Source organism: Candidatus Laterigemmans baculatus (assembly GCF_010367455.1).
GTDB classification, from domain to species: Bacteria; Planctomycetota; Planctomycetia; order Pirellulales; family Pirellulaceae; genus Laterigemmans; species Laterigemmans baculatus.
In genome coordinates, this window is the sequence record NZ_WRPR01000063.1 from 1 (window position 1) to 18,884 (window position 18,884).

Sequence of the window (18,884 nt, forward strand, 5' to 3'; positions counted from 1 at the left end):
CCTTCGGCTTGCCGTTAAACGACTTGGTAGCCAACTGCTGGGCACTGCTGACTTTATGGCAATTCAGCGTGAGAAAGTGGCGCTGTCCAGCTAGTCACTTGCGAGTTTCAGGGTTTGCTGGGGGCGAATCGCGGAAAAGTCCTCCGGAATCAGGCCGGGGACTGCTAAGCTGTGGGGCGAGCTCGCGCGTCAGCGAGCCGCTGATTTCTTCGTAATCATTGCGATTTCCATGTTTGTCGATCGGGTTAAAGTTGAGCTGCAGGCCGGCCGCGGGGGCGACGGGTGCATGAGTTTTCGCCGGGAAAAGTACGTGGCCCGCGGAGGTCCTGACGGGGGGGACGGGGGCGACGGGGGGAGCATCATCCTCCAGGCTCGCGAGGGGGTGAACAGCCTTGCGGACTTCGTCGGCCGCCAGTTCTGGCGAGCTCCCAAGGGAATGCCCGGGAGCGGGTCGGGCCGCCACGGCCGCAACGCAAAGGACATGGTCCTGTACGTTCCGCCAGGCACGACGGTGATCGATCCGGAAGGCAATTTCACGATTAAGGATCTGATCGAAGACGGCGATTCGGTGCTCCTGGCGCGCGGCGGCAAAGGGGGCTACGGCAACACCCACTTTAAATCGGCGACCAACCGGGCTCCGCGGCAACGCACGCTCGGCGGTGAAGGTGAAGTGCGGACGGTCGTTCTGGAGCTCAAATCGATCGCCGACGTGGGGCTGATCGGTAAACCGAACGCCGGCAAAAGTACCCTCCTCAGCCGGCTCAGCCGAGCCCATCCCGAGATCGCCGATTATCCGTTCACGACCAAGTACCCGAACCTTGGCCAAGTCCACATCAACGCCGACCAATCGTTCGTGCTCGCCGACATTCCGGGACTGATCGAGGGAGCCAGCGACGGCGTGGGGCTCGGCCACGAGTTCTTGCGCCACGTCGAGCGGGCCGGAATCCTGGTCCACTTGGTCGAGCCGTTCCCGGCGGACCAATCCGACGCCCTCGAGAACTACCGCACGATCCGCCACGAGCTGAAGACCTACGCCGAAGAGCTGGCCAATCGGCCGGAAATCGTGGTGATGACCAAGGCCGAGCTGCCCGATGCGGACGAAGTGCACCAGCGGCTCGCGGAGGAAGTCGGCGGGCCGGTGCACCGGATTAGCGCTGTCACCGGAGAAGGCGTCGATGGGCTGCTGCGGGCGATCTGGGAACGCTTGAGCGAAGTCCGCCGTGAAGCGGCTGCCAGCTCCGTCCAGCCAGTCGAGCTGAGCGAAGCGGCGACCGCCGAAGTCTCCCGCACGACGCCTCCGCCCAAAGCCAAAAAGCCAGCACGGCTGCCACCCCATTTGGCGGGCCCCACCGCGGCGCTCTCGGATGAGAACCCGCCGTCGCAGTACACTCCGGCCCCCGAGGAACCGTCGGCGTGAGGCAGCGGTGGACAATTTTGGTCGATGTCGGCAACTCGGCGGTCAAAGTGGCCGTCGTCCCCACGCAGAGCTCGCCCGGCGGACACGATTCGGCCGATGAATTTGCGCCGGCCAGCGGGCATGCCTCGGCCGGCGGGCTTGCCTCGGTCGGCGGGCATGCCTCGGTCGGCGGTGCGGCGGGGCGACCGCTGCGGTTTCTTCGCCACGATCTGCGAGACGCTTCTTGGCCAGCCGCTCTGGTTGAGCAGAGCTGGAAGTGGTTCGGGCTCGAGCCGTCCGCTGAGTCACTCGGCGAAGCTTTTACGGAGCCGCGGCAGTGGATCGTAGCCAGTGTCAATGGACCGGCTACCCGAGCGCTCCGCCAGTGCGTCGCCCGCGAGGCGGCCGGAGACGGGTGGTATGAACTGACGCACCGCGATCTGGCGATGCGAGCCGAGCTGCGAAATCCAGCCGCCGTGGGGATCGATCGCCTGCTCGGTGCTTCCGCAGCATGGCGGGCCGCAGGAACCGATGCGGAGAGCGATCGCGCGGTCATCTCGATCGACGCCGGGTCGGCCGTGACGATCGATCTGGTCCGCGGGGGCGTCTTCCTTGGAGGTGCGATTCTGCCGGGGCTGCGGTTGCAGCTGTCGAGCCTCACCCAGGGGACCGACTTGCTTCCGGCGGTCACCTGCGAGGGAGCCAAGTCGCTCGAAATTCCAGGACGAGATACTGTCTCCGCCATGCGAACTGGGGTTATGCTGGGACTCTCCGGAGGGATTGATCGATTGATCGACCAGTACAGCGAGGGCTGTGCGTCGCCCCCGCACGTCTACCTCACAGGCGGCGATGCGGCGACGCTCGAACCCTTGCTGCGGCATGCGGTGATCCGCCGAGATGACCTGGTTCTGTCGGCGATCGCGGACGCGGCGCGAGCACCCGAGATACTCAAGAATCCAGAGACGCTGAGGGGGGAGGTCTGCTGATGTCTCACGATCGGCTTGCCGGTTTGCTGCCCGCTGGCAACCCGCTGGCTCCCTTCGATGCGGCCGCACTGCTCGACGCGGCGCCGCAGTCGGCCGAGCTAGATACGATCCCCGAAGTTCCCGTCGGGACGCCGCTGGACGGCGACGCTGCGACTGGGCAAGCGGCTCTGGTGGACGAGCGCCCCGAGGAGGACCTGGAACTCCTTCCGGACGACGACGAACTGCAGCCGGTGGGCGAGCTACAGCCGGTGGGCGAGCTACAGCCGGCGGGCGCAGCGGGGGCCGTGGCAATGACCGCCCTGCCCGAATTCTCCGAATCGCAAGCCGGTCCACGAAGGCATGCTGCGGGCAGCGGTTCTGCAATGCGGGGGCGGCGGCGACGCTCCCGCAACGCGCCGCTGCTGTTGGGGATGGCTGCGGTCGTCTGTCTGGCGATCGGCGTCTGCGTCTACCTGCTCGTCTCGGGAGTGGGGATCTCGCAGCATGGCGAACTGGTGGCAACGCGGACCGAGCCCGATGGGTCGGCAGTGGCAACACCGGACGAGCCGGCCGAAAACAACCCGGCTCCGAATCGTCCAGCTCCCCCCAATCCCGCCCCGGCCGACAGTCCGGCACCGGCGGCACCGCAGCGCGATCCGGTGATGGGAGGCCTGCTGCCCCCGCCCGAATCCCGAGCCGCTGAGCCCGCAGCGAGTCAGCCCCCAGCCACTCAGCCAGCAGCCACTCAGCCCGCTCCAGCGGAGCCCGACGCTGCTGAGTCGCCCGAGCCACCCGCGCCCGAGCCAGCCGCGCCCGAGCCAGTCGCGGCGAGTGAACCGCCTGCTCCCGAGGAGCCCGCGATGGCCGCTGCCGCTCTCGAGCCGGCGCTCGAGGCGCTCCGCCGTGGTCGCTACGACGAGATGCTCGCCGCCGCCGAGCGGGCGCAGAGTGCGGCGATGACGCCTGATCAACGGAGGCTGGCGGCTGGTGTGCATCTGCTGGCGGAGCTGGCGGATTACTACGCCGAGGGGATTCGTCGCGGCGCAGCGGGTTTGGGAGCCGCCGAGACGTTTGAGATCGTCCCGGACGTGACGGTGATCGTGGTCGAATCGAGCCGCGACGAGCTGGTGCTGAAAATTAACGGGCGGGTCAAGAGTTATTCGTTCGAGTCGATGCCGCTGGTGTTGGCGCACCGCTTGACGCGCTTTTCCCTGCCGGCGGATGATCCGGTTGCGAAAGCCGCTGCGGGCGCGTACCAGGCGGTTTGGCCGCAAGCGACCCACGCCCACCGCCGGCAAGCGTTCGAGTGGTGGCGAGGTCTCGATGGAGAGGCAGCGGGTGCTGACTTCACGCAACTCGAGCCGACGGTCCGCCAGATTTTCGCGATGCCCGAGTCCTGATCTTTCCGTTGCCTTCCACGTCTATCCGAACGAACCGCTGTGATTGTGAATCCCGAGGATGTCGCCGAGGCGCTTGAAATAACCGAGCGACTGGTTCGCTTCGCCTCACCGAGCCATGTCTCCAACACGCCCGTGACCGATTGGCTCGAGCAGCAGCTCAAGCAGGCCGGCTTCCAGTGCGAGCGGATTGAACGAACCGATGCGGCAGGGGTCGCCAAGTCGAACCTCGTTGCCCGCCGGGGACCTGCGGGGAGCGACGCGGCGGTGGGAGGCGGGCTGGCGTACTTTGCCCATACCGACGTGGTTCCCGCGGATGTTTGGGAAGGGCCCGGCGGGGCTTTCGAGCCGGTCGTCCAGGACGGTCGTCTGTATGGCCGCGGGTCGTGTGACATGAAAGGCTCACTCGCCGCGATGGTGGCCGCCGCTCACAGCATCAACCCGGCATCCCAGACCCATCCGCTGTGGATCGTTTGCACGGCGGACGAGGAAGTCGGCTTCCATGGAGCCCGGCAGGTGGCGCGGGAGTCGAAGCTGTTTCGCCAGATGGTTGCCGAGCAACCGGTGGGAATCATCGGGGAACCGACCGAGCTGGACGTCGTGCACGCCCACAAAGGGATTGAAGGCTGCAAGCTGACCAGCCGCGGAAGGGCCGCCCACAGCAGTACCCGCGAGGGGCGGAACGCGAACCTCGCGATGGTTCCGCTGCTCGACGAACTGCTGGCGATTCATCGTGAGACGGAGCGGGACTCGAGGTGGCACGACGAGCGGTTCGACCCGCCCACGGTGACCTGGACGTTCGGCGTCTCCGACTTTACCCACGCGATCAATGTGACGCCGGCGGTCAGCCGCGCGTGGGTCAGCTTCCGGACGATGCCCGAGATCGACGGCCACGAGTTGCTCGAGCGGGTCCGCCGCAAAGCGGTCGAGCTGGGGATCGAGTTCGAGCCGCTCGACGGTGGCGGAACGTTGTGGGTGGACGCCGATCATCCGTGGGTGCAGTCGATGTGCGAGATGGCCGGCCGTCCCGCGGCGCGGACCGTCAGCTACTGTACCGATGGCGGATTGTTTACCGAGCTCGAAGCCTTGGTCGTCTGCGGCCCCGGCTCGATCGCCCAGGCCCATACCACCGACGAATTCATCGAGCTCGACCAATTGGCTGCCGGCGTGGAGCTGTACCGCAAGCTGATCAAAAGCCGCTGCTGCTGAGCCCGATCGTGTCTTGATTGTGACGACCCGCTGGTGGAGACTGGAGTCCGTGCTGCTCTCCACGGCGATCGAGCGACTATGTCCGCGAACCGAATTCCCCTGTTGCTCATTCCAATGCTGCTGGTCAGCCAGTGGTTGGGGTTCGCGTTCGCCCACCAGCACGACTCCGGCGACGGTTCCGGCCGCCGCCATATTCACCTTGGCCTGTCGCACCATCACCACCACCCTCACCCAGCGAGCCGTTGGGGGCACGAGCGCGACGATTCGCCTGAACATGGGCATCACGAGCCTGGGCATTCCCAGGATGGGCATTCCCACGAGGGCCCCCTTCCCCATGTAGAGACCCACTCTCACGGGCATTCTCACGGGCATTCTCACGGGCATTCTCACGGGCATTCTCACGGGCATTCTCATGGGCCGCACGGGGAGATTTTCTGGGACAGCGTTCCCTATCTCGCTTCGAACGCGACGAGCGTCCTGAGCGAGGGGCGTCACAGCCGGCAGTGCTTGGGGCTGTGGAAACTCGATGTGCTGCCGATGGGGCCGAGCCGTAGCGTGGCTGGACTCGGCGGTCGCGGAATCGCTGGAGCGAGCGATCGATCGAGCCAATTTCTTGACACAGCCGGTTGTCCGCTGTTTCTGCGGACCCTCTCGATCCGGATTTAGACCGCCGCGGATCGCGCATCTCTTGCGTCGACGGCATCGCCGCCGGCGGCACCCTTCTTCGCCACGCGGCGCTATGAGCCGACGGCGCTATGAGCCGACGGCGCTATGAGCCGACGGCGCTAGCCGCGGGTTCCGCGAGGAACGAGCGGGGAGAGTGATGCGCGACTTGGAACCTTTCGCGCGGGCATTCTTCGTTGGCCCTCCCCGGGCCTGAGAGCCCGACCCTCCCGGGGGGAGGGTGATGGCGAAAAGTGGCTTCCTGACAGAGCCGAGCATCCGCTTCTCCAGTCTCTTGTGGTTTAGGGCCAGGAATGTGACAAACCGCGTCAAATACGCCCTCGGTGGAGCGGTGCTTCTGCTCGCCCTCGTCGGAATTGCCGTATGGGCCACCGGCCAGGCCTCCGCAGTTCGCTTCGCTTGGTGGACGAAAGATCTTTCGGCGGTCAGTGGCGGCGGCGGAGCGGCCGACGAACCGACGGCAGGCGAGGTCGCAACGGAGCCGAAGACGCTCCGGCTCAGCAAACAGTCACGGCGAAATCTGGACTTAATTTCCAAGCCGGTGCGAGTCCAAGATTATTGGCGAACGCTTCAGATACCGGGGATGGTGGTCGACCGCCCCGGCCAGACCGATCGCGGCGTCACTGCGCCGCTCGAGGGAGTCGTCGAGAAGATTCACGCCACTGGCGGCGACACGGTCCATTCCGGCGAAGTCCTGTTCACGCTGCGGTTGTTCAGTGAGAGCCTTCAGGAAACGCAGGCGGCGCTTTTTCAGGCGACCCGCGAGGTTCAGCTGCTCAACGAGCAACTGTCGAGACTTGAGACCGCCGCCCGCGCGGGGGCGCTCGCCGAAGCGAGGATGATTGAGTTTCGCAGTCAGCTGCGTCGCCAGGAAACACAGATCCAAAGTTATCAGCATGCGCTGGAGGTGCGCGGCTTCACGGCGGCCCAGATCGCCAACGCGGCCGAAGGTCATTTTCTCTCGACCATCGAAGTCGTCGTGCCTTCCGCGGCCACGGCCAGTCCGGCCGGGCTGGAAGTTCAGGAGCTCAAGGTCGGGCTGGGGGAACAGGTCCAAGCGGGGCAGCAACTTGCAACGCTGGCCGACCATCACGCGTTGTATATCGAAGGGTACGCCTTCAAGAACGAAGCCTCGCTTCTCTCGCGTGCAGCGGCGGAAGGCTGGGAGGTCGAAGTGGAATTCACGGACGACGCCTTCGAAGGTTGGCCTCCGCTCGACCAGAAACTCTTGATTCGCCATCTCTCCAACTCGATCGACCCGGAGACACGGACGCTGGGGGTTTATATCCCGCTCGCCAATCAATCACGCAGTTATCAGAAAAACGGCCAAACCTTTTTGAGCTGGCGGTTTCGGCCTGGGCAGCGGGTTCGCATCTTTGTTCCTGTGGAAAAGTTTTCCCAGGTGTTGGTCGTTCCCTCCGAGGCGGTGGTCCGCGAAGGTCCCGAGGCATTTGTCTTTCGCCAGAACGGCGACCTGTTCGATCGGATCAGCGTTCATGTGTTGCACGAGGATCGTCGTCACGTCGTGCTCGCTCACGACGGCAGCGTGACCCCCGGCTTGTTTCTTGCCCAAAACGCGGCGGCTTCCCTGAACCGCGTGCTTCAGACGCAGTCGGCTAGCGGCATGCCTGCGAACGTGCATGTGCATGCCGACGGCACCGTTCACGCTGCTCACTGAACTCCCCAGCCTGACTTCTGAGACCGACCGGCGATGCTCAATCGAATCATCTATTTTTCGCTCCAGTACCGGATGCTAGTCGTCGTCCTCGCGGTCGGCATGTTGTTCTATGGATCGTATCTAGCAACCACCCTTCCGATCGACGTCTTTCCAGATCTCGATCGACCGCGGGTGATCATCATCACGGAAGCTCCAGGGCTTGCGACCGAAGAAGTCGAAACCCTGGTTACCCAGCCCATCGAAGTTTCGTTGCTCGGAGCCAGTGGCGTTCAGGATGTTCGCAGCCAGACGACGTCGGGTCTGAACGTAATCTATGTCGAATTCGATTGGACCACCGACATCCGCGCCGCGCGTCAAACAGTTCAGGAGCGACTCGCGACGCTCGGAGAAACTCTGCCGCCGGGAATTCGCCCTCAGATGACGCCTCAGTCGTCGATCATGGGACAGATCGTGATTGCCGGAATGTACCGCCGAGCTGGACCTTCCGGCGGTCGATTGGTTGCATTCGAGGGAACACCGTGGCTGCTGGAAATCCTCCCTTCGGACGCGGCGTCCCCAGAGCTGCGACTCTGGGATCCGGCCGCGGGCGATCAGCCAGCCTCATGGCAGGCGGTCGAGGTTGAGGACGTTCGCTGGGAACTGTCCGCTGCCGAACTGTCCGCTGCCGTGGAGTCCGAGGCGGCCGCCGAACCTAGTCAAGTAACCGTCGTGGTCGAGGGCCGAAGCTATCGGGCAACTGTTCCAACGGTCCTGCAGCAACAGATGGAACTGCGGACGATTGCCGACTGGGTTATTCGGCCTCGGCTATTGAAGATTCCCGGAATCGCTGAAGTGTTCGTCCAGGGAGGCGAACAAAAGCAGTATCAGGTGTTGGTCGATCCAGCGGCGCTCGTGGAGTACGACGTGAGCTTGCAGCAGGTCGAACGTGCGCTCGCCGAGAGCAATATCAACAGCAGTGGTGGGTTCGCGATCAGCGGCGAGTCTGAGCGGCCGATCCGGATTCTCGGACGCCTCGGTCCCGAGTCGCGGCTCGTTTTACAAGACCTCCAAAACGTCCCGATCAAAACCAATCTTCGCCGCTCCGTACTGCTCGGCCAGGTGGCAAACATCGTCGAAGGAGCGGAGGTCAAGCGGGGTGATGGCAGTGTGAATGGTCGACCCGGCGTGGTGTTCACTCTGGCAAAGCAGCCTCACGTGGACACGCGGGAAGTGAGCGACCGGATCGAACAGGCCTTCGAAGAAGCGGAGGCAGCGTTGCCGGCTGATATCGCGATCCAGTCCGATCTGTTTCGGCTGAAGAATTTCATCGACCGCGGCATCTTTAACGTGGGCGAGGCGCTGGTCATTGGCGCCGTGTTGGTGCTGATCATTCTGTTCTTGTTCTTGCTGAATCTTCGCACCACTTTCATCACACTCACGGCGATTCCTCTCTCGCTCGTCATCACCACGCTCGTGTTTCGGTGGATCGATTATCTGTCCGATTCCTCATTGTCGATCAATGTGATGACGCTCGGCGGAATCGCCGTGGCGATGGGGGAGTTGGTCGATGACGCGATCGTCGATGTGGAGAATATTTTCCGGCGGCTGAAAGAAAATCATGCCAGCGGAAACCCGAAGTCATCGCTGCAAGTCGTGTATGAGGCCAGCAAAGAGATTCGCAGCGCGATCGTGTTCGGGACCGCTGTCGTGATTCTTGTGTTCCTGCCACTGTTCGCGCTCTCTGGAGTCGAGGGGCGACTGTTCGCGCCCCTGGCGGTGGCCTACATCGTTTCGATTCTCGCCTCGCTGCTCGTCTCGCTGACCGTCACGCCAGTCCTCTCGTATTACCTGCTTCCTCAGTCCAGAGCTGCCCACCGAGAACGCGACGGATGGTTGCTGAGAGCGTCGAAAGCGTTGGCCAGTCCGTTGATTCGCTTCAGTATCAACCGCGCGGGGCTGTTGCTGCTGCTGACCTGGATCGTCGTGGGCGTGGCCGGTTGGCGATTGTCGCAATTGGGACGCAACTTTCTTCCCGAATTCGACGAGGGGAGCGTTTTGGTCAACGTAACTCTGCCGCCGGGGTCCTCACTGCAGGCGTCAAATCAAGTTTCCGCGGCGATCGACGCCAAGTTTCGTCAGTATCAGCAGTCGGCCGAAAACCCGAATGGACCGATCCTCCATTTCGTTCGCCGCACCGGACGCGCCGAAATGGATGAGCACGCCGCGCCCGTCAATGCGGGTGAATACATCCTAAGCATTGATCCAGAGGCTGAGCAGCGACGCGATGAGATTCTAAAATTGCTGCTCACGGAGCTTCGGGATGAAGTTCCAGGGGTCGATATCGAGGTCGAGCAACCGTTGGCGCACCTCATCAGTCATATGCTTTCCGGCGTCTATGCTCAAATCGCGATCAAGATCTTTGGCGACGATCTTTACACCCTGCAACAAATTGCCGGAGAGGTCCAGGCGACCATCGACGAGATTCCGGGACTCACGCCGCCAGTGATCGAGCCGATGCGGCAAACGCCTGAACTGCACATTCGCTTGCGTGCCGACGAACTCGCCTTCCACGGAGTCACCCGCGGGTATGTGGCCGATGTCCTGCAAACGGCGCTGCAGGGCGAAGTGGTCTCGCAAGTGCTCGAGGGACAGCGGCGGTTTGATTTATTGGTGCGGCTGGAAGATCGCTACCGGACCGATTACGCCAACCTGGGGCAATTGCGGATCGATCTGCCGGGAGACCGTGGGCAGATCGAGCTGAGCGAGTTGGCCGATATTGGCGAAGGGATGGGAGCGAATGCGCTCAACCGAGAAAACGCCCGCCGCCGAATGGTGATCCGCTGCAATACGCAGGATCGCGATTTAGCCAGCGCGGTCGGCGAGATCCGCCAACGGGTCGAACAGCAGGTGGAGTTACCGGCGGGCTACTTCATTGAGTACGGAGGCCAGTTTGAAAGCCAACAGCGAGCGACGCAAAAAATTCTCGTGCTGGCTGCCGTGTCGGTCGTTGGCGTTTTCTTAGTTCTGATGCTGCTGTATCCCTCGGTGCGGATCGTGTTGCAGATCCTCAACGCCCTCCCCACGGCGTTTATCGGTGGTGTGTTTGCACTCGTGCTCACTGGCCAGTCGCTGACGGTTGCCAGCCTGGTCGGGTTCATCGCCCTTGGAGGAATTGCAGTCCGCAACGGAATCCTGCTGGTCACCCACTATTTCCATCTGATGCGAGAAGAAGGTGAGCCGTTCTCTCGGGAGATGGTCTTGCGAGGGTCGCTCGAGCGGCTGGCCCCTGTCCTGATGACCGCATTGACTGCCGGGATCGGTCTGCTGCCGCTGGTCCTCGGAGGCGAACAGCCGGGACGCGAAATCTTATACCCGGTAGCAACCGTGATCGTCGGTGGATTGCTGACCTCAACCTTCTGCGAATTTCTTTTGCACCCGGGAATCTTTTGGAAGTTTAGCGGAGAGGATGCCGCCCGGATGGCTCTGCCGGACGACGCCGCTGCGGAAACGATTGAACGTTAGGGACGTTTCTCTGTCAGTCGCCGTTGACTGATACCTACTTGGTGAATTGGAGAGAAAGATGAGAACGATGAGATTTGTGGCCACGTTTTCAATCCTGTTGGCACCCCTGTTTGCCCTTGGCTGTTCTTCCGAGCCGGCGGTCGAAGAGGCGGCTCGCGACGGGGCGGGGATGGAGAGCGGCGAGCCGCACGATCATCCGCTCGAGGGCGACGATGCGCACTCGCATGGCGCGGCGCCGCACGGAGGGACAATCGCCGACTGGGGAGGCGGTGCCTATCACGTCGAATTCACCGTCGACCACGATCAGCAACAGGCCGTCGTCTACGTGCTCGGCGACGACGCGAAATCGCCCGCGCCCGTCGCTGCGACCGAGGGCACGCTGCTGCTGAGCATCTCTGAGCCCGCCTTCCAAGTCGAACTGCAGGCGGATCCGCAGTCGGGCGATCCGGAGGGAGCCTCGTCCCGGTTCGTGGGCCAGCACGAAAACCTGGGCAAGGTCCAGGAGTTTGGCGGCACGATCAGCGGCGAAATCGATGGCACGCCCTACGTCGCCGAGTTTGAGGAGCACGCGAATGAGGACCATGCCCAGTAACGGCTGAGAAAACGGCCTGGTCCGATATACCCCACGGGGGTATAATTCGGGCAGGTGAACGGGTCCGCGGGAGCGAGGGTGACGATGCGGTGTGAGAGCAAGGCTCAGGTTCAGCGGCGGCTCAAGCGGGTCGCTGGGCAAGTGGCCGGGCTGCAGAAAATGGTCGACGAGGACCGTTACTGCATCGATGTCTTGACGCAGTTGTCTGCTGCCCGTGCGGCGCTCGACGCGATCGGCATCGTGCTGCTGACTGATCACATCGAGGGTTGCGTGGTGGGCCACGGCACCGGATCGGAGCACCCGTGTGCCACGAAGATGGAACCCGAGGAACTGGTCGAAGAAGTTCGCGTTTCGCTCAAACGGTTTCTGGCTTGAAAACGAACGGTTGTCTACATGAACCGCTGCTGCTGAGGCGGCGGGCGAAGGAGAAACAAAAATGGCGACGACGACGGAGCTCCGCATCACCGGAATGGTCTGCGATGCTTGTGCGGGGCATGTGAAGAGAGCGTTGCAGGGTGTCGAGGGAGTTCAAGCGGTCGCGGTCGATCGCGAGGCGGGTCGCGCCTCGGCGGAACACGCCGGAGTGGACCACCGCCAGTTGATTGCCGCAGTAGCCGAAGCGGGCTACGAAGCCGAAGTGGCGAGTGACACCGCATGAGCGATCCCTCCACGCTCGAGACCGCGCGCGCCGACCTGCCGTTGCTCGGCATGCACTGCGCCGCGTGTGCGAACCGGATCGAGAAGGCGCTGCAGAAATCTCCAGGCGTCAGCTCGGCGAACGTCAACTTCGCCACGACGCAGGCCACCGTGCGGTACTCGCCGCAGGTGACCGATCCGCTGGCGCTTCGGGAGGTTGTTCGCAAAGCGGGATATGATGCGATTGTCCACGAGGCTTCTCCCGCGGCCGCCGAAGGTGAGGGTGGAGCGGTCAGCAGAGGAGTGGCCGCGGCGGCGGAATTGCGTGAGGCGGAGGATGCGGCTCGGGCCGCGGACTACGAGCGGCAGCGGCGGCGGTTTTTTGTTGCGGCTGCGCTGACCTTGCCGGTGGCGGTGCTGGCCATGGGAGGGCATTTGATTCCGCCCCTAGCGCCGCTGCTGAACTTTTCCGGACGGGCCTGGGTGGAGCTAGGGCTGACGACGCCGGTGCTGTTCTGGGCGGGCCGAGAGTTTTTCACCGGCGCCTGGAGTGCTGCCCGCCACCGCGCCGCCGACATGAACACGCTGGTCGCAATCGGGACCCTTGCCGCCTATCTCTACAGCCTCGTTGTTACGATCGCACCGCAAGCCGTGGCGGCCGCGGCTCCCGGGGTCGAAGCGTCCGGCGTCGATCCCGCGGCGGCCGACCCGCACGCCGCCCACACGATTGGTTCGCCCATGGGGGTCTACTACGAAGTTGCGGCGTTCGTCGTGACTTTGATCCTGATGGGACGGCTGCTTGAAGCGCGAGCGCGGAGCAAGACGAGCGGCGCGATTCGGGCGCTGGTCGGGCTGCAGCCGCGAACGGCGCGCGTCGAGCGCGAGGGTGTGGAGCAGGACTTGCCGATCGAGGAGGTACGGGTCGGAGATCTGCTGCGAGTGCGGCCGGGAGAGAAAGTTCCGGTCGACGGCGAAGTGGTCGACGGCTCGAGCACGATCGACGAGAGCATGTTGACCGGCGAGCCGCTGCCGGTGGCCAAGACCGCGGGTGATACGGTGATCGGTGCGACGATCAACAAGACGGGATCCTTGCGGGTCCGTGCGACGCAGGTCGGCAGCGACACGGTGCTCCAGCAGATCGTCCGCCTCGTGCAGGAGGCGCAAGGTTCGAAAGCGCCGATTCAGCGGTTGGCCGATACCATCTCGGGTTACTTTGTCCCGGCCGTGCTGTGCATTGCGGTGGCCACATTCGTGCTGTGGTTCAACTTTGCCCCGCTCGAAAACCGGCTCCCCTTTGCCCTGCTGACGTTCGTCTCGGTGCTGATCATCGCTTGCCCGTGCGCGCTCGGATTGGCCACGCCGACAGCGATCATGGTTGGCACGGGGCGAGGCGCGCAAAGCGGGATCTTGATCAAGGGAGGTGAAGCGCTCGAGCAGGCGCATCGGCTGACCACGGTCGTGCTCGACAAAACTGGGACGATCACCCGGGGACAGCCCGAAGTGACCGACGTTGTGGTCGATGGTTTTGATGAGAGTGAGTTGTTGCGGCTGGCTGCTTCGGCCGAGCGCGGTTCGGAGCATCCGCTTGGCGAAGCGATCGTCCGAAGCGCCGAACAGCGGGCTCTGGTGCTGGTCGAGCCCCAAGAATTCGCCGCGGTCGCCGGCCACGGGATCGAGGCGCGAGTCGAGGGGCGACGGGTGCTGATCGGCAACGCGCGGCTGCTCCGCGAGCGCGGGCTCGATGCCAATGAAGCCCTCACCCAGCGGTTGGCGGACGAGGCGAAGACGCCAGTGTTTGTCGCCATCGACGATTTCCCAGCCGGAGTGATCGCCGTGGCCGATCCCGTGAAGGAAAGCTCGCGCGGCGCGATCGAGCAATTGCACCGCTCGGGACTGAAGGTCGCGATGCTGACCGGGGACAACCGCCGCACGGCTGAAGCGATCGCCGCGCAAGTCGGAATCGATCGTGTGCTGGCGGAGGTTTTGCCCGATGGCAAGAGCGAAGAGATTCGCAAGCTGCAGGCCGCCGGTGAAACCGTTGCGATGGTTGGCGACGGGATCAATGACGCTCCCGCCCTGGCTCAGGCCGATGTAGGGATCGCGATTGGCAGCGGCACCGACGTCGCGATCGAGGCGGCCGACATCACACTCGTCCGCGGCGACTTGCGGGGCGTGGCCGCCGCGATCGCGCTTTCGCAGGCGACGGTCCGCAACATCCGCCAGAACTTGTTCTTCGCCTTCATCTACAACGTGCTGGGGATCCCGATCGCAGCCGGGGTTCTCTACCCGCTGACCGGTTGGCTGTTGAGCCCAATCCTCGCCTCCGCGGCGATGGCCCTGTCGTCGGTCAGCGTCGTGACCAACGCGCTCCGCCTGCGCGGTTTCGCCGTGGCTCCCAGTCATGCTCAGGAGAGTTAGCAACGCATGGATACCGCCGAGATCATCGTCACCGTGGGCGGAGCGCTGCTGATCGCGCTGATCCTGTGGTTCTTCTTCGGGGGCAGGAGGTAACGTACGTCAGGCTTTCCTCTTCGGTCACCCTCCCGGGGGGAGGGTGGCTTTCGAGTCGGCCGCTGACGTACTACTGCTCGCCGACGACGAAGCGTTCTCCGAGCAGTTCGACGACGTCGCCGCGGTCGAGTTGCTTTCGCCTTCGCGTTTCGACTTCGCCGTTGACTTGCACTTCGCCGGCTTGGATCAGCACTTTGGCTTGTCCGCCGGTGCCGACGACGCCGCAGAACTTGAGGAAGTCGTCGAGCCGAATCGCCTCGGCGGGATCGGGTTGAGCATCCATCACTTCACCGTAAACTTCGCGACCAAGGGCCAGTGATCGCTGAGGTCGCGTTGCGGCTCAGGGATCTGCCAGTAGCGTTCCCAGTGTTCCTCCGGCTCATCGACGCCATCGCCGCGGATGGCCAACTGTCGCAGTCGCTCGATCGAGTGAAAAACCAGGTCGGGCTTTCGCGGGGTATCTTCCAGAAGCGAGCGGCTGACGAGGATTCGATCGAGGTGAGCGTCTTCACGGAGGTGGGTGGGCCGCTCGCTCTCCGGCAGGTGTTCTCCAAGGTCGACCAGGTCGTCCGCGGCGGTGGGCGTGCCACGGCCCGAGAGAATCGCGATATCGGAGTCGGCTGGTGGCGGGTAGTCGGTCGAGAGGCTGTTGGTGTCGCCGAGCACGATCACGTTCTCCCCCGCGGCGATCCGCTCGGCGAGCCAGGCATGCACCGATCGAGTTTGGTCGGTGCGGATCGCTTCGGCATCGCGTCCGGCGCGGAAGTGGAGCGTCAGGATCGTGACTCGTTCGACGCCGTCGCCGACCGGAACCTCGAACGTCGCTTCGGCGTGTTTGGTGACGTTGCCAAAGTCGCCGCGAGCCTCCATCGCTCGCGAGGGCTGGTGTCGCGAGAGCCGCGTCAGGAAGTTGTGCGGCTGGTAGAGGAAACCGACATCCTGTTCGGTGAAGTAGTCGCCTCCTTCGATGAATCCGATCTGATAGTCGAGCTGATGATTCCGCTCGAGCGAGCCGGTGAGGTAATACAGAACTCGTTGGCCTTCGACTTCCTGGACGGCCAACACGTCGGGACGAGCCGCAGCGATGCTTTTGGCGAATGCGTCGCGCCGCCAGTTCCAATCCGCGCGGCTCGGGGCGCTCTGCTCTCGGGCAAGCTCCGAAAAGTTGTCGCCGGTGTGGTTGTCGTAGAACCATTCCAGGTTCCACGTCATCACCGTCCATTCCTCGGCCGAACCGTCGCTTGCCGCAGTGTCCGAGTCCGCGGCAACATCAGACGAGACGCCATTAGCGGGCTGCGAGGGTGGGTTGCAGGCGAGCCCGGAGAACGCGCAGAGGAGGAAGGCCGTGAACGCTAGGGCACGTAGGGAGTTCACCCTCCCCCCGGGAGGGTCGCGAGGAACGAGCGGGGAGGGCCTCTGCGACTGGCACTGCTCAGCAACCGTGGTCGTCGGATGCGGCTTCCCCTCCCTTCGCTGTCGCTCGGACCTCCCCCCGGGAGGGTGAGGTGAGGTCGAATCAGAGATTGATGAACCCGCCGGCTGCACGCGGCTTCGACAACTCATTTCGCGGTTTCCCCTGGGACGAGCGTGCTGGAGCCGACGACTCTCGGGCGAGCGATCACGCGGTGAAAGTGCAGCTGGACTTCGCGGGCCACGACGCGGCGGACACCTTCGACCAGGCACGCCGGTTCGTTCTCCTCCTGGCCGATCCGAATCACCTCGGCGAGCGGCGTGCCGGGAGGCACCGCAAACGTCCGCTGGTTGATGATTTGATTGCCGGCGTCGAGCTCGGGAATGATGAAGTGGCAAGTGGCTCCGAAGGTCAGCATCCGCGCGGCGTAGGCGTCGTGGTAGGGGCGGAAGCCGGGAAAACCGGGGAGCAGCCCGTGGTGCAGATTGATGATCCGACCGCCGGCGAATTGCCAGCAGGTGGCTGCTGGCAGCACGCGCATGTAGCGGGCCAAGATCACATAGTCGACATCGTACTGGTCGAGCAGCTCGATCATCTTCGCATCGTCGGCCACGCCGTTTTCATCCCCGATGCATTCGAACGGGATGCCGAACGATTGGGCCAGCGGTTGGCATTTCCTGCGGTTGCCGATGACCACGGCCGCTTCGGCTTGGATGTGGTTGTCGGCGATCGCTTGGAGGAGGGCCCGCGGAGTCGATTCGAGAAAGGTCGTGCAGATCGCCAGCCGCGGTCGCGCCGCCCGCAGCTCCGGACTCCAGATCCGAATCGCCAGTCCGGTATGGGCAGCGATCTGCGGCATCGCTTGCTGCAACCGCTGCAGCTGGGCGGAATCGATTTCGAACCGACAGAGCATTGCGAACAATTGCTCCTCGTCGTGGTCGTACATCTGGATCTCTTCGATCCGGGCTCCCTGGGCGGTCAGGTAATGAATGATCGGGTCGGCCAATCCGACGTTATCTGGCCCGAGGGCAGTGATCACGACATCCATGGTTTGCAGTCGAATAGGGGCGGCAGGCGAGGAACGGGTGGCGGCGGAAATCGGTCGCTGGTTAAAGTACTCTAACCCTTTGAACTCGACTCGTCCCCAGGGCTAGGCCCCATGCCACCACTGTTGTCCAGCAAGCCGCGACGCGATGAAGTTCCGGCCGGGAGCAACCTCTGCGAATACTGCACGGCCAAGTGCTGCCACTACTTCGCCCTGCCGATCGACCAGCCGACCGAACGTCGCGATTTCGACTTTATCCGCTGGTACTTGTTGCACGATCGAGCCAGCGTGTTCGTCGACGACGAGGTCTGGTACTTACTCGTCCACACGACCTGCAAGCATCTCCAAGACGATCACCGCTGTGGGATCTATGAGACGCGACCGCAGATCTGTCGCGAGTACACCACCGATGGCTGCGAATACGACGACGATTGGTGCTACGAGAAGTATTTTGAGACGCCCGAGCAGATCCACGAGTACGTCGAGGCAACGTTCGGTCCCGAAGACGGAGGCTCGCTCCGCTCCCGCAAGCCCACCGGTCTGCCGATCGCGTGAAGTTTCCCGGTCCCCTCTCCCTGACCCTGGGCTGATGAAAATGCCCAGTTCTGGGCGAAGTGGAGAGGGTACAGGGTCAGAAACTGCTACGGCTGGCGACAGCGAGGCATTCTGCTCAAGTCTTCCCGCCCCGCAGGGGCCTAAACAATCCAGCCCAGGGCACAGCGCCGCGGCAACGCCGCAGAGCGACGCCCTGGGTCACGCGTGTCCCTCACACCCACAACAGCCCTGAAAGGGCGAAACACACCTCCGCGCCACGCGTCCGAGCCTGTGTCGCCCCTTCAGGGCTTCACGCACTGGTGCGCTCCGATACCCAGGGCGGCGCTCTGCGGCTTCGCCGCGACGCTCTGCCCTGGGCTGTTCTGTTTGAGCCCTTCGGGCTGAGGGTAAAGTGCCGCGCAGAATCGTCTAGCTTCCGAAACATTTTCATCAGCCCACCCTAGCCTTCCTATCCCTCTCCCCCGCGGCTTGGCTGCGAACGAAAGTTCCGCAGCCAAGCCGCGGGGGAGAGGGGACCGGAAAACTGCACGACCTCCGGGGGGAGGGTGAGGGGGCGTTCCTGCGCAACTTTCGCGGAGCGAAAGGCGACTATCAATTTGAGTTGAGGAGATCGGCTCCCTCGTTGGTGACCGCGTTAAGCCGTTTGGAGACGGGGTGCATCTGCAGCATGCCCTCGTCGACCGCGGCGGTGGCTTGGTGAAGCAGCTCGGGGTCGCGAAAGCTCGGATCGAGCCAGCGGTCGATGAAGTCGTCGCGGAGGATGACCGGCATGCGGTCGTGAATCTGAGCCGCAAAGCGGTTGGCCGCGGTGGTCAAGATCGTACAGCTGTAGAGCGGCTGGCCCCCAGCGTCCGCCTTATCGTTCCGCTCCCAAAGACCGGCCAGTGCCAGCAGGCTTCCGTCGCTGGCATTGATCTCATACGGCTGCTTTCCCTCGGCCGTCTTTTGCCATTCGTAGTAGCCATCGGCCGGGATCAGGCAGCGGCGGCTCTTCCAGGCTGCTCGAAAGGAGGGTTTCTCAGCCGCTGTTTCGCTCCGCGCATTGATCATCCGGTTGCCGATCTTTACGTCGTCCGCCCACGAGGGAACCAGTCCCCAGCGGAACAAGGAGAGCTGCCGCGGCTGGCCTACCTCCGGCTGCAGGACGCACAGAATCGACTGCGTCGGAGCGATGTTGTACCGCGGTTGCCATGGGGGAAGGGATGTGCGGTCGATGCCTGGCAGAAACCGCTGGGCGATCTCCGCCACCGACGTCCGAAGATTAAACCGACCGCACATGGTTCATGGGCTCACGGTGTTCTGGG

General features: G+C 63.7%; 15 protein-coding genes. 11 read left to right on the top strand and 4 right to left on the bottom strand.

Going from position 1 to position 18,884, the window contains the following annotated elements; genetic code table 11:
* Positions 1–229: 229 nt before the first annotated feature.
* From obgE to GNK13_RS13030, 10 genes are all read left to right on the top strand, one after another.
* Positions 230–1,417 (top strand): GTPase ObgE, encoded by a 1,188-nt coding sequence (gene obgE, locus GNK13_RS12985; protein WP_164102961.1) that lies wholly within the window; start codon positions 230–232, stop codon positions 1,415–1,417.
* Positions 1,414–2,382: a type III pantothenate kinase gene (locus tag GNK13_RS12990; RefSeq protein WP_164102962.1), complete on the top strand. Its 969-nt coding sequence runs from the start codon at positions 1,414–1,416 to the stop codon at positions 2,380–2,382. The genes obgE and GNK13_RS12990 overlap by 4 nt, the downstream gene beginning before the upstream one ends.
* Positions 2,382–3,761, top strand: coding sequence for a hypothetical protein (locus GNK13_RS12995; protein ID WP_164102963.1), 1,380 nt, complete (start codon positions 2,382–2,384; stop codon positions 3,759–3,761). Before GNK13_RS12990 ends, GNK13_RS12995 begins: the two co-directional genes overlap by 1 nt.
* Positions 3,762–3,800: 39 nt before the next feature.
* Complete coding sequence (locus GNK13_RS13000; protein WP_235935118.1) at positions 3,801–4,967, top strand: M20 family metallopeptidase; 1,167 nt, start codon at positions 3,801–3,803, stop codon at positions 4,965–4,967.
* 979 nt (positions 4,968–5,946) lie between these two features.
* Positions 5,947–7,329, top strand: coding sequence for an efflux RND transporter periplasmic adaptor subunit (locus GNK13_RS13005; RefSeq protein ID WP_164102964.1), 1,383 nt, complete (start codon positions 5,947–5,949; stop codon positions 7,327–7,329).
* A gap of 33 nt (positions 7,330–7,362) precedes the next feature.
* A complete protein-coding gene (locus GNK13_RS13010; RefSeq protein ID WP_164102965.1) occupies positions 7,363–10,830 on the top strand; it encodes an efflux RND transporter permease subunit in 3,468 nt (1,155 codons plus the stop codon).
* A 67-nt stretch (positions 10,831–10,897) separates the two neighbouring features.
* Positions 10,898–11,422, top strand: coding sequence for a hypothetical protein (locus GNK13_RS13015; protein ID WP_164102966.1), 525 nt, complete (start codon positions 10,898–10,900; stop codon positions 11,420–11,422).
* Between the two features lie 84 nt (positions 11,423–11,506).
* Positions 11,507–11,797 (top strand): metal-sensitive transcriptional regulator, encoded by a 291-nt coding sequence (locus GNK13_RS13020; protein WP_164102967.1) that lies wholly within the window; start codon positions 11,507–11,509, stop codon positions 11,795–11,797.
* Positions 11,798–11,858: 61 nt separating this feature from the next.
* The gene (locus GNK13_RS13025; RefSeq protein ID WP_164102968.1) at positions 11,859–12,080 is read left to right on the top strand and encodes a heavy-metal-associated domain-containing protein; all 222 of its coding nucleotides are present in this window, start codon (positions 11,859–11,861) and stop codon (positions 12,078–12,080) included.
* Positions 12,077–14,476: a heavy metal translocating P-type ATPase gene (locus GNK13_RS13030; protein WP_164102969.1), complete on the top strand. Its 2,400-nt coding sequence runs from the start codon at positions 12,077–12,079 to the stop codon at positions 14,474–14,476. The genes GNK13_RS13025 and GNK13_RS13030 overlap by 4 nt, the downstream gene beginning before the upstream one ends.
* Before the next feature lie 163 nt (positions 14,477–14,639).
* On the opposite strand, the gene GNK13_RS13035 is transcribed toward GNK13_RS13030, so the two are convergent.
* The 3 genes from GNK13_RS13035 to GNK13_RS13045 form a co-directional block, all read right to left on the bottom strand.
* The gene (locus GNK13_RS13035) at positions 14,640–14,852 is read right to left on the bottom strand and encodes an RNA-binding S4 domain-containing protein (protein ID WP_164102970.1); all 213 of its coding nucleotides are present in this window, start codon (positions 14,850–14,852) and stop codon (positions 14,640–14,642) included.
* The gene (locus tag GNK13_RS13040; protein ID WP_164102971.1) at positions 14,852–15,781 is read right to left on the bottom strand and encodes an endonuclease/exonuclease/phosphatase family protein; all 930 of its coding nucleotides are present in this window, start codon (positions 15,779–15,781) and stop codon (positions 14,852–14,854) included. Before GNK13_RS13040 ends, GNK13_RS13035 begins: the two co-directional genes overlap by 1 nt.
* Before the next feature lie 347 nt (positions 15,782–16,128).
* A complete protein-coding gene (locus GNK13_RS13045) occupies positions 16,129–17,028 on the bottom strand; it encodes a formyltetrahydrofolate deformylase (protein ID WP_164102972.1) in 900 nt (299 codons plus the stop codon).
* 111 nt (positions 17,029–17,139) lie between these two features.
* Between GNK13_RS13045 and GNK13_RS13050 the strand changes: the two genes are divergently transcribed.
* Positions 17,140–17,580: a YkgJ family cysteine cluster protein gene (locus GNK13_RS13050; RefSeq protein WP_164102973.1), complete on the top strand. Its 441-nt coding sequence runs from the start codon at positions 17,140–17,142 to the stop codon at positions 17,578–17,580.
* Positions 17,581–18,171: 591 nt separating this feature from the next.
* On the opposite strand, the gene GNK13_RS13055 is transcribed toward GNK13_RS13050, so the two are convergent.
* The gene (locus GNK13_RS13055; RefSeq protein WP_164102974.1) at positions 18,172–18,858 is read right to left on the bottom strand and encodes an SOS response-associated peptidase; all 687 of its coding nucleotides are present in this window, start codon (positions 18,856–18,858) and stop codon (positions 18,172–18,174) included.
* Between the last annotated feature and the right edge of the window lie 26 nt (positions 18,859–18,884).

Coding starts and splice junctions, on each gene's coding strand:
- obgE (WP_164102961.1), top strand. CDS start 230: ATGTTTGTCGATCGGGTTAAAGTTGAGCTGCAGGCCGGCCGCGGGGGC.
- GNK13_RS12995 (WP_164102963.1), top strand. CDS start 2,382: ATGTCTCACGATCGGCTTGCCGGTTTGCTGCCCGCTGGCAACCCGCTG.
- GNK13_RS13010 (WP_164102965.1), top strand. CDS start 7,363: ATGCTCAATCGAATCATCTATTTTTCGCTCCAGTACCGGATGCTAGTC.
- GNK13_RS13015 (WP_164102966.1), top strand. CDS start 10,898: ATGAGATTTGTGGCCACGTTTTCAATCCTGTTGGCACCCCTGTTTGCC.
- GNK13_RS13020 (WP_164102967.1), top strand. CDS start 11,507: ATGCGGTGTGAGAGCAAGGCTCAGGTTCAGCGGCGGCTCAAGCGGGTC.
- GNK13_RS13025 (WP_164102968.1), top strand. CDS start 11,859: ATGGCGACGACGACGGAGCTCCGCATCACCGGAATGGTCTGCGATGCT.
- GNK13_RS13030 (WP_164102969.1), top strand. CDS start 12,077: ATGAGCGATCCCTCCACGCTCGAGACCGCGCGCGCCGACCTGCCGTTG.
- GNK13_RS13035 (WP_164102970.1), bottom strand. CDS start 14,852: ATGGATGCTCAACCCGATCCCGCCGAGGCGATTCGGCTCGACGACTTC.
- GNK13_RS13040 (WP_164102971.1), bottom strand. CDS start 15,781: ATGACGTGGAACCTGGAATGGTTCTACGACAACCACACCGGCGACAAC.
- GNK13_RS13045 (WP_164102972.1), bottom strand. CDS start 17,028: ATGGATGTCGTGATCACTGCCCTCGGGCCAGATAACGTCGGATTGGCC.
- GNK13_RS13050 (WP_164102973.1), top strand. CDS start 17,140: ATGCCACCACTGTTGTCCAGCAAGCCGCGACGCGATGAAGTTCCGGCC.
- GNK13_RS13055 (WP_164102974.1), bottom strand. CDS start 18,858: ATGTGCGGTCGGTTTAATCTTCGGACGTCGGTGGCGGAGATCGCCCAG.